Annotated in this window: 11 protein-coding genes; 7 read left to right on the top strand and 4 right to left on the bottom strand. The window is 67.7% G+C overall.

Annotated elements, in window-relative coordinates; genetic code table 11:
- Positions 1-129: 129 nt before the first annotated feature.
- The 4 genes from D7V77_RS33280 to D7V77_RS33265 form a co-directional block, all read right to left on the bottom strand.
- Positions 130-588 carry a DUF2267 domain-containing protein gene (locus tag D7V77_RS33280; RefSeq protein WP_120580304.1) on the bottom strand — a complete coding sequence of 153 codons (459 nt, stop codon included), beginning with the start codon at positions 586-588 and terminating at the stop codon, positions 130-132.
- 139 nt (positions 589-727) lie between these two features.
- Entirely contained in the window at positions 728-3,844 is a 3,117-nt protein-coding gene (locus tag D7V77_RS33275; protein WP_120580303.1) for an efflux RND transporter permease subunit, read from the bottom strand.
- Positions 3,841-5,028 (bottom strand): efflux RND transporter periplasmic adaptor subunit, encoded by a 1,188-nt coding sequence (locus D7V77_RS33270; RefSeq protein ID WP_120580302.1) that lies wholly within the window; start codon positions 5,026-5,028, stop codon positions 3,841-3,843. The genes D7V77_RS33275 and D7V77_RS33270 overlap by 4 nt, the downstream gene beginning before the upstream one ends.
- A gap of 5 nt (positions 5,029-5,033) precedes the next feature.
- The gene (locus D7V77_RS33265; protein WP_120580301.1) at positions 5,034-6,434 is read right to left on the bottom strand and encodes a TolC family protein; all 1,401 of its coding nucleotides are present in this window, start codon (positions 6,432-6,434) and stop codon (positions 5,034-5,036) included.
- A 208-nt stretch (positions 6,435-6,642) separates the two neighbouring features.
- On the opposite strand from D7V77_RS33265, the gene D7V77_RS33260 reads away from it, so the two are divergent.
- The 7 genes from D7V77_RS33260 to D7V77_RS43375 form a co-directional block, all read left to right on the top strand.
- Positions 6,643-8,523: a putative metal-binding motif-containing protein gene (locus D7V77_RS33260; protein WP_147452239.1), complete on the top strand. Its 1,881-nt coding sequence runs from the start codon at positions 6,643-6,645 to the stop codon at positions 8,521-8,523.
- A 10-nt stretch (positions 8,524-8,533) separates the two neighbouring features.
- A complete protein-coding gene (locus D7V77_RS33255) occupies positions 8,534-9,232 on the top strand; it encodes an ABC transporter ATP-binding protein (protein ID WP_120580299.1) in 699 nt (232 codons plus the stop codon).
- Between the two features lie 19 nt (positions 9,233-9,251).
- Entirely contained in the window at positions 9,252-10,031 is a 780-nt protein-coding gene (locus D7V77_RS33250) for an ABC transporter permease (RefSeq protein ID WP_233597385.1), read from the top strand.
- Positions 10,028-10,774 carry an ABC transporter permease gene (locus D7V77_RS33245; protein ID WP_120580298.1) on the top strand — a complete coding sequence of 249 codons (747 nt, stop codon included), beginning with the start codon at positions 10,028-10,030 and terminating at the stop codon, positions 10,772-10,774. The genes D7V77_RS33250 and D7V77_RS33245 overlap by 4 nt, the downstream gene beginning before the upstream one ends.
- On the top strand, positions 10,771-11,514 hold the full coding sequence (locus tag D7V77_RS45820) for an ATP-binding cassette domain-containing protein (RefSeq protein WP_120580297.1): 744 nt from the start codon (positions 10,771-10,773) through the stop codon (positions 11,512-11,514). The genes D7V77_RS33245 and D7V77_RS45820 overlap by 4 nt, the downstream gene beginning before the upstream one ends.
- Positions 11,507-12,517 carry an MlaD family protein gene (locus tag D7V77_RS33235; RefSeq protein ID WP_120580296.1) on the top strand — a complete coding sequence of 337 codons (1,011 nt, stop codon included), beginning with the start codon at positions 11,507-11,509 and terminating at the stop codon, positions 12,515-12,517. The genes D7V77_RS45820 and D7V77_RS33235 overlap by 8 nt, the downstream gene beginning before the upstream one ends.
- Positions 12,493-14,384: hypothetical protein (locus D7V77_RS43375; protein ID WP_147452238.1), on the top strand; the 1,892-nt coding region annotated here is incomplete at its 3' end. The genes D7V77_RS33235 and D7V77_RS43375, both read left to right, overlap by 25 nt.

The following is a 14,384-nucleotide window of genomic DNA, read 5'->3' as shown; positions in this document are numbered from 1 at the left end:
GGCCCACAACATCCGCCGGCTGCTGACACGCAGCCGGCTTTTTTGCGTCTACTTCGTGCTGGAGGCCCCTGCCTCCCTTGAGGCTCAGTAGCCAGTCAGCCTTCACCCCTATTCCGCGCAGACCTCCGGTCAGACAGGTCTGCGGAACAGGTCGCCCAGGTCGGCGGGCAGCTGCGACGCCACGGCGGCGATCTCGTCCTCGGGGATGCGGTCGCGCACGGCGGTGAACACCGCGGTGACGACGCGGAAGGCCTGGTCGGGCTTGATGTTCAGGTGGTCCGCCACGTCGGTGATGAACTCATCGCGGCCAATGCGCTTGGCGCGTGAAGGTCCCCGGTGCACCGAGCAGGCCCCCAGGATGGCGCCGATGCCGCCGGGCAGCGCGCGGTAGAGCTTCACGTCCTCGCCATCCGACAGCCTGCGGGCGAGCGAGCAGAACACCGCGCTCGCCGCCTCCCGGGCTTCCAGGCCCTGGCTGTGCATGACGGCGTCCCCCTGGATTTCGTCCAGGAACGGCTGGAGCTCGAGCGACTCGTCGCGCTCCTTGACGGGCACGGCGTGGGTGTCGGGAGGAACAGGCGTGGCCATGGCAGCGTCTCCGAAGGTTCAGGGCCCCAAGGCGGGGCCGTGTTCCGAAGACGCTGCGCATGTGCCAGGGCGCCTGCATCGTCCACAGGCGCCGGGGGCGCGCGGGCGGTCAGGCCGCCGCTGAGACTTGTCCAGCCCGCTACCCGTGCGGCACCGGCCGGGGCTCCTCGTGGGCGGCGTGCGAGTCGTCATCGCCCTTCCCCTTGCTGAACCGGTTGCCCAGGCGCGTCTTGAGGCGGTCCGCGACGACGTAGAACGCGGGCACCACGAGCAGGCTCAAGACGGTGGACACGGACAGGCCACCCAGCACCGCGATGGACATGGGGGCGCGCGTCTCGCTGCCCGCGCCCAGCGCCAGCGCCGCCGGCACCGCGGACATCATCGTCGCGGTGGACGTCATCAGGATGGGACGCAGGCGTACCGGGCCCGCGCGCAGCATGGCCTGCATCGCGTCCGCGCCCTGCTCGCGCTGCTGGAGCGCGTAGTCAACCAGGATGATGGAGTTCTTCTTCACGATGCCCATGAGCAGCAGCAGGCCAATCATGCTGAAGATGTTCAGCGTGTTCCCCGTGATGAGCAGCGCGAACGACGCGCCCGCCACCGACAGGGGCAGGATCGTGAGCACCGTCACCGGGTGCAGGAACGAATTGAACTGCGCGCCCAGCACCATGTACGCGACGGCGATGCCCATGAAGAGCGCGAAGATGAGGCTGCTCATCGAGTCGCGGAACGCCACGCTCGCGCCGCCCGCCACCACGCGGATGCCGCCGGGCAGGTCCTTGCCCAGGGACTCCACCGTGGCCAGCGCCTCCTCCTGATTCGACCCCGGCGCCACGTTGGCGAAGATGCTGATGGCGCGCTCACGGTCTCGCCGGGTGATGGCCTGCAGCGCGGGCAGCTCCTGCTGCGTCACCAGCGACGACAGCGGCACCAGCGAGTTGTTCGCCGTCCGGACCTTCAGCAGCGACAGGTCCTCCGGCCGCGAGCGCTGGCTCGCCAAGAGCCGCATGCGCACGTCGATGCGCCGCCCGCCGCTGCTGTACTTGCCCACGCGCACGCCGCCCACCAGCGCGTTCACCGTGGACGCCACCGCCTGGATGGGCACGCCCACGTCCGCCGCGCGAGCGCGGTCAGGGGTGATGCGCAGCTCCGGCTGGCCCAGCTGGTAGTCCGTGTCCAGGTCCACCACCTTGCCGGACGCCTGGAGTTGATCGCGCAGGGACTGGCTCGCCTCCACCAGCTTGTCCCAGTCCGACCCGCGCACGCTGAACTCCACCGGGAAGCCGCGCTGCGCGGTGAAGCCCGCCTGGGACAGGTCCTGCACCACCGCGCGCAGGCCCGGGTAGCTGTTCAGCTCCTTGCGCAGCACCTGCGCGAAGTCCGCCTGCGACATGCGCTGATCCGTCGGCACCAGCGTCAGGTTCATGTTGCCGGAGTTCACGGCGGACCCGCTGCCGCCGCCGCCCACCACCACGAACACGCGCGTCACCTCCGGACGGCTGGCGACGAACTCCTCCGCGCGCTTGAAGAGGCGGTTGGTCTCCTGCAGGCTGCTGCCCACCGCCGTCTGCAGGCGCACGGACATGCGGCCCTGGTCCTGCGACGGGACGAACTCGCCGGGCAGCGCCTTGAACGCGAACGCGCTCAGGAACAGCATGGCCACCGCCACCAGCAGCACGCGCCAGGGCCGCACCAGCCCCCAGCCCAGCGCCCGCGCGTACAGCGCCTCCAGCTTGGAGAAGGCCTTGTCCACCACCACGCCAATGCGGCTGCGGTGCTCGCGGGACGTCTTGAGCAGCTGCGCGCAGCGCGCGGGCGCCAGGGTGATGGCCTCCACGTAGGACAGGAGCACCGCCACGCACAGCGTGACGCCGAACTGGAGGAAGAACCGGCCGATGATGCCCTTCATGAAGACGACGGGCAGGAAGATGGCCACCACCGCCAGCGTCGCCGCCAGGGCCGCGAAGGTGATTTCGGCCGTGCCTTCACGCGCGGCGCTCACCCGGTCCTTCCCCTCCTCCGCGTGCCGGAAGATGTTCTCCAGCACCATGATGGCGTCGTCCACCACGATGCCCACGGCCAACGCCAATCCCAGCAGGGTGAACGTGTTGAGCGTGAAGCCCAGGAAGTAGATGACCGCCACCGTCCCCAACAGCGACATGGGAATGGCGAGCACGACGTTGAGCGTGCTGGAGAGTGACCCCAGGAACACCCAGCACACGAACGCGGTGAGGATGCACGCGAGCAACAGCTCGAACTCAATCTCATGCACGCTCTCCTCGATGAACTGCGTCGAGTCGAAGTTGATGCTCGCGCTCATGCCCTCCGGCAGCTCCTTCTGGAGCTGCGCCAGCTGCTCACGCACCGCCTGGGCCACGGCCACCGCGTTCGCGCCGCGCTGCTTCTTGATGCCCATGGCCTGGGCGGGCTCGCCGTTCACGCGAGCCAGGCGGCGCTCGTCCTCGAAGCCGTCCTCCACGATGGCCACGTCGTGCAGGTACACCGGGCGGCCGCCCTCCTCGCGCACCACGACGTTCTGAAGCGTCTCCAGGTCCAGCGCCTCGCCCATGAAGCGCACGTTGACCTCGCGGCCCTGCGTCTCGATGCGGCCCGCGGGCAGCTCCACGTGCTCGCGCTGGAGCGCGGCGGTGATGTCCGTGACGGTGAGCCCGTGCGCGTCCAGCTTCTGCGCGTCCACCCAGATGCGCACGTTGCGCTCCAGGAGGCCGCCCAGGATGACCTCGCCCACGCCGGGCACCGTCTGCAGGCGCTCCTTCACGCGGTAGCGGGCGAAGTCGCTCACCACCTGCTGGGAGAACGGTCCGGCCACGCCCAGCCACATGATGGGCTGGTCCTCCGGGTTGGACTTGGAGACGACGGGCGGATCGATGTCCAGCGGCAGCCGGCGCTGGGCCTGGCTCACCTTGGTCTGCACGTCCTGCAGCGCCAGGTCCACGTTGCGCGACAGATCCAACTCCACCGTGATGTTGGCGCTGCCCTGGCGCGCGGAGGACGTGATGCTCTTGACGCCCTCCACCTGCGTCACGGCCTCCTCGATGAACTCGACGACGTCCGACTCCACGGCCTCCGGGTTGGCGCCCTCCCACGACACGGAGATGTTGATGGTGGGGAAGTCGACGTCCGGGAACTGGCTGATGCCGATGCGCTGGGCCGCCACCAGTCCGAAGATGATGGTCGCCGCCATGATCATCCAGGCGAACACCGGCTTCTTGATGCAGACGTCGGTGATGCTCATGGCCGGCCCTCGGCACCCGCGTTCGGGTTCGTGTCGCCGCGGGCCTCAGCCGGGGGCTGCTCGCCTCCCACCTTCGGCTTCGGGCGCTCCTGCTCCACGCGCACGGCCACGCCGTCGCGAAGGGCCTCCGCGCCGCGCACCACCAGCGTCTCACCGGGCTTGAGGCCTTCCTTCACCTCCACCCGTCCGTCCGGCGTGCGCAGGCCCAGTTCCAGGATGCGCTCGCGCGCCTTGTTGTCCGTCACCACGAACGCCAGGAAGCCGCGCTCGCTGGGGCGGATGGCTGTCTGCGGAATCACCGGGCTGCCCCCGCGCGACTCCACCGGCACGCTCACCGTGGCGAAGGCGCCAGGGCGCAGCTTCTGCGCGGCCTCGCCCGTCACCTCGGCGGTCACCGCCACCATGCGGCTCTGCGTGTCCGCGCTCGCGGACACGTAGGTGATCTTCGCCTCGTACGCCCCGCCGTCCGAGCGCACCGTGAAGCGCGCGGGCATCCCCGGGGTGATCCGCGTCACGTCCGCCGCGGGCACGTTGAAGCGCAGGAGCAGCGGTTCGCGGCGCAGGAGCGTGGCCAGCACCACGCCCGGCTGCACGTACTGGCCCGTCTGCACGGTGCGCGTCTGGAGGACGCCGTCCATGGGGGCGCGCACGTACGCGTCGCGCTGGTTGAGCTGGGCTTGATCCAACGCCGCCTTCGCGGCCGACACGTCCGCCTGGGCGGTGGCGGCGCGGGCCTGGTACGTCTCCAGCTGTTCGGCGGGCAGCAGGCCCGGGCTCTGCGCGTTGACCTCCGCGCGGCGCTGGGCGCCGGCCTTGGCCTCCACCAGCGCGGCCTGGGCCTTCTGCAGCACGGCCTCCGCGGCGCGCACGGCGATGGCGTAGCGCGCGGGTTCGATCTCCGCGAGCGTGTCGCCCTTCTTCACCGTCTGGCCTTCGGTGAAGGACACCCGCTCCAGGGCGCCCGGGACGCGCGCGGTGATCTGCACGCTTTCGAAGGCCTCCACCGCGCCCACGGCGCTGACCGCGTACTCCACGTCACGCGACTCCACGGGCGCGACCTCCACGGGGAACTGGAGGGGGCCCCGGCCCGCGGCCTTGCCACCTTGCGCGGTCGCTTCCTTCTTGCAGCCAGGGGCCAGGGACAGCACGGCCAGCGACAGGGCCAGCACACCAGTGCGTTGCATTGCCTTCACGGTTCCTTCCCCAGCGGATTCAGTCCGACAGCGGCCCGCAGGCCCAACAACGCCACGCCCAGCCCATAGCGGTTCTGGGCGAGCGCCACCTCCGCCTCGAAGAGGCTGAGCGACGCGTCCGCCAGGGTGAGCGCGGTGGACAGGCCCTGGCGGTAGAGGATGCCTGTTTCCGCGGCGTTCTTGCGCGCCGCCTTCGCCGCCTGCTCGCTCTGCGCGAGCGCGGCCCGCGCCGTCTCCAGATTCACCCGAGCCTGCTCGATGTCCACCGGCACGCGGCGCGTCGCGGCCTGGGTGTTCAGCTCCGCGACGTTGGCGTTGGCCACGCGCTCGTCGCGGTCCGCGTAGCGGGCGCCGCCGTCGAAGAGCGTCCAGGTGAGGTCCAGGGCGAGGAAGCCATCACCGACGTTGCCGTTGAGGCCCGCCTCGTTGGTGAGGCGGTACTGGGCGCTCGCGCCCAGGGACGGCAGCAGGCGAGCCAGGGGCTCCTTCGCGTTCTCCCGCAGCGAGCGCACGCGCAGGCGCGCGGAGAGGATGTCCGGCCGCCGGTCCGTGGCCCCCTCCGTGAGCAGCTCCAGGGACGGCGTGGGCTGGGTGGCGTCCGCGAGCAGCGGCTCCGGCGGCGCGAGCCCACCCTGCACGGGCTCCACGAGCAGGTAGCCCAGCTCCAGGCGGCTCGTCTCCGCGGTGCCCAGGGCGGCGGCGAGGTTCGAATGAGCGGTGGCCAGCTCCAGCTCCGCGCGGGTGACGTCGTTGGTGCTGGCGAGCCCGGAGCTGGCGCGGGCCTGTGCGTCCGCCAGGCTCTGCTTCGCGTAGGCCAGGCGCTGCTCGGCTGCCTGGTACACCTGCTGGTTGGCCAGGGTGACGAGGAAGGCGTTGGCGGCGCTGAAGGACACCTGGCGGCGCGTCTCCACGGCGTCCAGCTTGAAGGCCTCGCTCTCCAGCTTCGCGGCCTTGTAGAGCGGGAAGCCGCGCGCGTCGAAGAGGGCCATGCGGCCGGAGAAGACCGCGCCCAGGGCGTTGTACTTCTGGAGCACGACGGTCTGTCCACCGACCTCGCGCGTGGACTCACGCAGGCGCCGCGTGTAGGTGCCAGCGGCCGTGATGGTGGGCAGGAAGAAGGCGCGGGCGCGGGCGACGCGGGCCTGGGCGGCCTCGGCGGACTGCCCCGCGGCGAGCACGGCCTCGTTCTTCTGCGAGGCGAGCTCCACGGCGCGCTCCAGCGTCAGCGGCGCGGCATCGCCGGACGGCATCGGCGGCTTGGGGAAGGCGCTGGCGGGAGCCTCGGTGGCGGGCGCCGGAGACGGGGCCGGAGGCGTCTGGGCGAAGGCGTCCGGGGCCAGCGCGCAGAGGCAGGCACCCAGTGGCGCGGCGAAGAGGGCACGGCGGACGGTAGGCATAAGGCGTGCGGTGGAACGGGCCAATGTTGAAAGGTCAGCGGCCCCTATACACGGAAGCCGTCATCTGGGGGGTGATGAGCGGTGCGTGTCTGGACGATGCCTCGCGCAGCGGACTAAGGGTCGGGGAAGAAGGCTCTCGGGTTGAATTGCCGACGGGTGGCGACATCGCCCTACTCCGGGTGTGGGCGCGCCCCAGAATGCGTGTCCCATGCGTTTATTCCTGGTCGCTGTGCTCGCGAGCACCCTCGCGGGGTGCTCCAAGGGCGATGAGCTCAAGTCCGCCGCCCTGAAGGTGCAGGTTCATTACGAAGGATTTCGGCCGGGGTGCGTGACGCTGACCGTCACGGATCAGGCGGAGGTGTCCCAGCACGTCACGAAGGACGTGAACGTGTCCGCCGGTGCGCCTCCGGGCACGCTGTCCGTGGCGGTGTTCCGGCAGGCAGGCTGGAGCAACGACGTGAAGCTCCTGGCCCAGGCACACGAGCAGTCCTGCGAAGGCGCCCGGGTGGCGATCGCGGAGGCCACCGCGAGCCTCGCGAAGGACGGCATCACACCGGTGGAGCTGCTGCTGGCGGCCACGGATGGCGACGGCGACGGCTACGTCGTTTCGTCCGAAGGCGGCACGGACTGCAACGACCGCGACGAGACCGTGGGCGGTCCCAAGCCCTGGTACGCGGACGATGATGGCGATGGTTACGGCAACGGGCTCCTGCCGCCCCGCGTGGTGGCATGCGAGGGGCCCGCGCTGACCGCGTCCCGCACCGGAGACTGCAACGACCGCGACCCGAGCGTCCACCCGGGGCAGGCGGAGTTCCGCTGCGATGGCAAGGACGACAACTGCGATGGCGTGAACGACGAGTCGTTCGACGTGGGCAGGACGTGCCGTGACACGCTCGACTGCGAGGGAGTGACGGCCTGTGGCGGCACGAATGGGGGCAGCGTCTGCGCCAACACCGCTGTCCCCGCTCCCTACTACCTGGACACGGATGGAGACGGAAAGGCGGGCACGGAGGCGGGCCGGAAGTGCGGACCGATTCCCGAGCACGCGAGCAGGGTGCCATCCGACTGTGACGAGAGCTCCCGCTTCCGCTCACCGGACCTGGCGGAGGTCTGCGACCGGATCGACAACGATTGCAGCGGTGGGCCCGACAATGGCCTGGCTTGCAACCTGGACTGGCGGACGCCCGTGGTGACCGACGGCACGAAATGGAATGCGACCGCGACGGATGGAACGACGACGATCTGGGTCGCGGGTGATGGCGGCAAGCTGGCCCGATCCCAGATGGATTTCACCGGGGGCAGGTACGTCACCTGCGACGGTGACTGGAAGGACGCGTGGGTCGCGGCCTCCGGAGAGTTGTTCCTCGCGGGCGGCAAGAACAACTCCGGCCGCTTCGCGCGGGTGACCGTGAACGCGGACGAGTGCACGCTGGAGACCAACAACGTCCCCCAGGTCGTGAACGGCCTCATCGGTATCGAGAATCCATCGGGAGCGCCGACGCTCTACGGAGTCACAGGGGGTGGCAGGAGCTTCCGGTGGACGCCTCCCGCCGCTCCGGAACAGACGCAGGCGAACCAGCTGGACGCAAGCCTGCGCGCCGTCAGCGCCGCGGGCCGCCCGGACACGCTCCTGGCCGTGGGAAGCAGGAGCGCCAGGCCCGTCGCGTTCCGGTTCGACGCGGCGAGTTCCACCTGGAGAGAAGAGGCGATTTCCACGACACTCACGGGCGAACTGCGAGGCGTCCACGTCGTCAACGCAAACTACGCCTACGCGGTGGGCGACAACGGAATGGCCTTCGAACGGACCGACGGAGTGTGGAGCGCGATGAAGCCCCTGCCCTCGCCTTACACGAGCCGCGACCTCCAGGACGTCGTGGCCTTTGGAAAGACCGCGGTCTACGTGGCGACCATCGAGGCGGGCGGCACCGGAGGGTCCGTCCTCTTCTTCAACGGCAACGAGTGGAGCGTCGTCTACACCGACGTGAATTCTCCAGCCCGGGCCCTGCGCTCCCTGGACGGGAAGACGCCCACGGGGGTCGTCACCTCGGGGGACCGCGGCGCGGCGGCCAGCTTCGTCACGACGCGTTGACCGCCCCGCCATGGACCTGCGCGCCGAAGCCCTGACCCTCCGCTACGGCACCCGCACCGTGCTGGAGCCCACGGATTGCCACGTCCCGCCCGGCACGCAGGCGCTGGTGCTGGGACGTTCGGGGTCGGGCAAGACGACGCTCCTGAAGGCCTTCGCGGGCCTCCTGCGCCCCTCCTCCGGCCGGGTGACGTGGGACGGACAGGACGTCTCCAGGCTCTCGGCGCCGGAGCGGCGCGCGCAGCAGGCGTCGTTTGGCTTCGTGTTCCAGACGGATGCGCTCTTCGACTCGCTGACGGTGCGGCAGAACGTGATGCAGCCATTGCTCCGCCGTCGCGTGCCGGAAGACGAGGCCCGCGAGCGGACGGACGCGGTGCTGCGCTCGGTGGGACTGGCGGACGCGGCGGACACGCTGCCGGAGCGGTTGTCCGGCGGCATGAAGAAGCGCGCGGGGCTCGCGAGGGCGATCGCGGCGAGGCCGGCGGTGCTGCTGGCGGATGATCCGTTCGCGGGCCTGGATCCCGGCACGGCGCGTCAGGTCGCGAGGGTGCTCCTGGAGGTCGCTGGCCAGGGAACGCTGTTGGTGGCGGCGCCGGAAGCGCCGGTGGATCTTCCCCTGCCCCGCTGGTTGTACCTGCGAAGCGGCAGACTGGTGCACGATGGGGCCCCGGCGCCGCAGCTCGAAAGCGCGCCGGACGAGGCCCTCGCATGACTCCGCGGTCCCAGCACCCGTGAGCACCACCGCCCTGGCCTGGCTGGGACGCTCGGCGATGCAGGCGGTGGGCGGCGTGGGAGCGCTGGCCCTGGTCGCGGGCCGCACGGCCTGGGGCCTGCGCAGGCTGGAGCGGCGCGAGCTCGCGCGAGGGCTGGTGCAGTTCGGCTACGGCTCGCTGCCCCTGGCGTTGGCGACGGCGGCGCTGGCGGGCGTCATCGTGGTGGTGCAGGCGTCGCTCTACATCCAGCGCTTCGGGGCGAGGGCCTTCCTGGGATGGGCCGCGGGCTACGGCGTGCTGTGGGAGTTCGGCCCGCTGTTGCTGGGGCTGATCATGTCGGCGCGGATCGGCGCGAGGAACGCGGCGGAGCTGGCCACGCTGAAGGTGGGCGGACAGATTGAAGGCCTGCGAGGCATTGGCCTGGATCCGTTCGCGCTGCTGGTGGCGCCCCGGGTGGTGGCCATGGAGCTGAGCATGCTGGGGCTGAGCACGTTCACGTTCCTGGTGTCCATCCTCTGCGAGGCGGTGGCGGCGAAGCTCACGTTGGACCTGCCGGTGCGGGTGTTCTTCGGGACGTTCGCGCAGATGCTGAATCCCTCCGACATCCTCGGGGGCGTGGTGAAGACGGGGGCTTTCGGGCTGGCCATCTCGCTGGTGTCCACGGCGGTGGGGCTCCGGGCGAAGGGAGGAGCCCGCGCCGTGGGAGAGGCCGCGGCGAGCGCGGTGGTGCTGGGCTGCGCGGCCATCTTCCTGTTGGACTTCCTGCTGACGTCGCTGCTGTCGAAGGTGCTCGCATGAAGCGCGTGCTGCTCTTCTTCGGGGCGCCGGGGGTGATGCTGGCGCGCACGGTGCGGGCGGGCGCGCGGGAGGGAATCCCGTGGCGTGAAACCCTGGCGCAGGTGCACGAGCTGGGCGGGCGCAGCGTGTGGCTGGTGATGTCCGGCATGGCCTTCTTCGGCGCGGTGCTGGTGATGATCGCCAACGCGCAGGCGAAGAAGCTGATCGGCAACGTGGCGGTGCTGGGCCCGGCCTACTTCGAGATGCTGGTGCGCGAGTTGGGCCCCGCGGTGTCGGCGCTGCTGACGGCGTCGCGAGCGGGCGCGAGCCACTCCGCGGAGCTGGCCACGATGAGCGTGAACGAACAGGTGGAGGCGCTGGAGATGTCCGCGGGGGATCCCTACGCGGACCTCGTGGCGCCCCGAGTGGTGGCGGGGTTGGTCGGAGTGCCGCTCCTGAGCGTGCTGGGGACCATCGCGGCAACGGCGTCAGCGGTGCTGGTGGCGAGCGTGGCGTTGAACATCGACGGCCGGGCATTCATGGACGCGAGGTACGTGGATGGGTGGGACGTGCTCGTCGGAGGGCTGAAGGTCGTGGCCTGCGGGCTGTACATCCCGCTCGCGGCGGCGGTGGCGGGGTTGAACGCCCGGGGCGGAGCGGAGGCGGTGGGCGAGGCCACGACGGACGGCGTGGTGGCAGCCAGTCTGGGATGTCTGTTGATTGACCTGACGGTGTCGCTTGCGTTCCAGTTCGTGCGCCTGTGAGTGACACCGGTCCGGACACGCTGCTCTTCGATGACGTGGCGATCGCCTTCGAGCAGAGCCGCCGCGTCCTGGACGGCCTGAGCGCGCAGGTCTCCACGAGGGAGCTGACGTTCATCGCGGGAGCGAGCGGCTCCGGCAAGAGCGTGCTGTGCCGGCTGGCGGTGGGCCTGCTGAAGCCCGAAGCCGGCAAGGTGACGCTGTTCGGGGAGCGGGTGGACACGCAGCCGGAGAGGACACTGGTGACACTCCGCCGCCGGGCCCCGTATCTGGTCCAGGGACCCGCGCTGCTGGACTGGAGGACGCTGCGGGAGAACGTACGCCTCGCGGACCCGAACGCCCCGGAGGAAGCCGTGGAGACGGCGCTGGAGAAGGTGGGCCTGAAGGAATGGGCGGACCGGCTGCCGCCGGAGCTGGGGCCCGGGGCAAAGAAGCGGGCAGCCATCGCGAGGGCCCTGGTGCTCAAGCCGCGCTACCTGCTGTTGGACGAGCCGACGACGGGGTTGGACCGGAGGGCGGCGATGCAGGTGGAGGCGGTGTTGGCGTCGTTGAAGGAGCAGGGCCTGGGGGCGTTGGTGGTGTCGCACGACTACCGGCAGTTGAGAGGCATCGCGGACCGGGTGCTGGTGGTGGCGAAGGGGCGCAGCGCGTACCTGGGCAGCCCGGAGGGCTTCCTGGAGTCCCCCGCCCCGGAGCTGCGAACGCTGACAGCGCCGTTCATGGAGGGCGCGACGGATGGATGAGCAACGGCTGGAGTTGAAGGTCGGGGCGCTGGTGCTCGCGGCGCTGGTGGGAGTGCTGGTGTTGCTCTGGTTGATGGGAGAGCTGACGCTGGGCCGAGGCGCCAAACTGGAGGTGGACTTCGCGCACACGGGCAACGTGGTGCAGGGAGCCCCGGTGAAGCTGGGAGGCGTCCAGGTGGGCAAGGTGGACACCATCCACCTCCTGGCGGACCGAAGGGACGCGAAGGGACTCCCCCTCCCCGTCCGCATGGACCTGTCCGTGGAGCCCGCGGCGAGGGGCGCCCTGCGCAAGGACGCCAGGGTGACGGTGGGAACGGTGGGCCTGCTGGGTGAACCCTATCTGGAGTTGAACCCAGGCAACGCGGATGCTCCGCTGCCGGAGAAGGCAGCACTCCGGGGCGTGGACGCGCCGCGCCTGGACCTGCTGTCGGAGCAGCTGTCCAAGTTCGTGACGCTGTTGTCGGACATGCTGGAGAAGGACCCGGAGGCCGTAACGGGCCTGGCCGCCAACGTGTCGCGGTTGGCAAGGACGCTGGACGAGGTCCTGACGGAGAACAAAGGCGACGTGAAGATCCTGGCCACGGAGCTGTCGGCGGCATCAAAGGACCTGAGGCAGCTCGCGCAACTGGCCAAGGAGTCAATGCAGCCCGGAGGCAAGGGAGCAAGGCTCCTGGACGACGCCTCCGCCGTGGCGGCCCTGATGCGAAAGGACCTCCCCGGCCTGACGAAGTCCGCCGGAACGACGCTGGACGGCCTGGCAGCGGTGACAGGCCCGCTGACGCCGGAGGACGGCCAGCAGGTGAAGCTGGCCCTCCAGCGCTTCACGGCGGCTGCGGGTCAGCTGGAACAGATCGCCACCAAGGCGGACCGGATCCTGGGACAGCTCGACTCCGGAGAGGGAACCGGAGGCGCCCTGCTAAAGGACCCGGCGCTCTACGACGAGCTGAAGACCCTGGTCACGGACCTGCGCAAGCATCCGTGGAAGATCCTCTGGAAGGACTAGCCCAAACCCGCGCAAGAACTAGTTCACAGCAGGACCAACACTGTGCACGTCGAACAGCACAAAACACAAATGCACAAAAACAAAGAAACAAAAACAAAGAAACAAAAACACTCCAAGCAGCCATAAAGAAGAACAACAAGCACGACATCGCAGCTGCCATTGACGCCATTAGGCGAAACTCATCGGCAAGCTGGCTAAATTCTCTTACTCTCGCACTAGGAACAATCAACACCAAAAATGCGAGTTCGGCGCTCGACGTTCTTTCGATCTATGAATCACCCAATGGTCTTAGCGCCAAAGAGCATCGCAGCATACTTGGCTACAAGAGCATCGTACAGGCCCTAGTCTCCGTGTCGCATGAATCCGAAAAGCTAGATTTCTGGAAATCAAACAAGATCACAAAGCTATGGAGGATATTTTCATACATCGAGTCACAATCGATTTTTACTAGAAACGCCATAACAAAGGCAGCGAAAAATACGCCAACTAAACCAGTCTTCATGCTGGCCAATCCCACGGTCGAACTTCCTGGCTCAAACGGCGCCGCAAGCGTCAGCCTCCAACTGAACCATGAGTCACTCGTAGACGCAGCAGAACTGGTGCTTCGAATCACGCTCCACAAGGAAGACACACAAACGCAAGACAACAAACTGACTCCACAAACACCCTATGAGGACCCAGATTTCGGCAAACTCCTAACCTACACATTGGCTTGGCACCGCTTCGATCATCTCTGGAGGCAAATTCAGTACGAAGATTGGACATCGGCACGCCAAGACGACCATGGCTTCACTTGGGAACCCACCAATAAGCTCCAATTCATCCAGCGCGAAATCGGAAACTATCGCGAGCGGATGTATCTTCAGCAAATCACATTTTCTGACAATTTCACCACCAAGGCAACAGCACACAAGAGGGCGAAACTGCTCGATCGCATTGCCCGCAGCCTCACCCCGCCGAGACCAGGTAAGACATGGGACCTTGGACTGGACATCGACGCACTAAGGGAACTCGTAGGGTCCAACCATCACGAACTCGCAAGATTGTCATACGCGCGACGGCGATTTTTGAGTCCGCTAATTAGTTCAGACTTCAGCAAGGAACTAGAGGTCAGACACGCACTCAGAGAATTGGCGCTCGCTCTTCACATTCAGAATCAAAGAAGCATCAAGGAGAACAAAGAGCCACACAACCTGGTGTTTCTCGTAACGAGACATCGCCTCTCCGAAATAATCAGCAAGACAACTCGCATTGATGTCAATTTCTGCGCAGCCCGATTGGACGAGATGGTCTTCAGCGCGCAGCGCAAGAATCTAGAGATCTGGGACCAGCCGCTAATTTCCATTGACTCCAACAGACTACTCCTAGTTCCGTCCATTATTACCTCCGCCCATCCCATTCGAACCATTGAACACCTAGCTTCTTCGCGTTCAAAATCCGCGTTCGACCCACGTGGCTCCCACTTTGAAGGCATGATCTGCTCAAGACTTGAGGAGCTAACGCAGTCGCCAGTAGAAAATGGAATTCAGTTTATTGCCAAAGACGGTCGACAAGTTGAATACGATCTATTTCTCTATTGGCAGAAACACTTGTTCATTTTTGAACTTAAGTGCCTCAAGCAAACGACAAGCCCAGTAGATGATTATGGTGCACTTGAGGAAATTGAATACGCAGAAGATCAACTTGAGCGGCGCCTTGCGATCCTAACGAACGAGTGGCCGCTACTGAGATCAAAAGCAAAGCGACTTCAACTGCCGGAGGCTCCACCTAGGGCGTGTCCGCAAATTAGAGCCAGAGGCGGATGGAGGCGATATGGACCATCGCCAGGTAGTTGGCGGCGCGCTTCTCATAGCGCGTCGCCAACTAC

Source organism: Corallococcus sp. CA041A (assembly GCF_003612075.1).
Lineage (GTDB): Bacteria > Myxococcota > Myxococcia > Myxococcales > Myxococcaceae > Corallococcus > Corallococcus exiguus.
The sequence above is the reverse complement of the archived record's forward strand: the minus strand, read 5'-3'. Positions and strand labels throughout refer to the sequence as shown.

Bases quoted from the DNA above. Each gene is read 5' to 3' on its own strand.
- D7V77_RS33265 (WP_120580301.1), bottom strand. From the start codon at position 6,434: ATGCCTACCGTCCGCCGTGCCCTCTTCGCCGCGCCACTGGGTGCCTGC.
- D7V77_RS33235 (WP_120580296.1), top strand. From the start codon at position 11,507: ATGGATGAGCAACGGCTGGAGTTGAAGGTCGGGGCGCTGGTGCTCGCG.
- D7V77_RS33255 (WP_120580299.1), top strand. From the start codon at position 8,534: ATGGACCTGCGCGCCGAAGCCCTGACCCTCCGCTACGGCACCCGCACC.
- D7V77_RS33280 (WP_120580304.1), bottom strand. From the start codon at position 588: ATGGCCACGCCTGTTCCTCCCGACACCCACGCCGTGCCCGTCAAGGAG.
- D7V77_RS33270 (WP_120580302.1), bottom strand. From the start codon at position 5,028: ATGCAACGCACTGGTGTGCTGGCCCTGTCGCTGGCCGTGCTGTCCCTG.
- D7V77_RS33275 (WP_120580303.1), bottom strand. From the start codon at position 3,844: ATGAGCATCACCGACGTCTGCATCAAGAAGCCGGTGTTCGCCTGGATG.
- D7V77_RS33260 (WP_147452239.1), top strand. From the start codon at position 6,643: ATGCGTTTATTCCTGGTCGCTGTGCTCGCGAGCACCCTCGCGGGGTGC.
- D7V77_RS33245 (WP_120580298.1), top strand. From the start codon at position 10,028: ATGAAGCGCGTGCTGCTCTTCTTCGGGGCGCCGGGGGTGATGCTGGCG.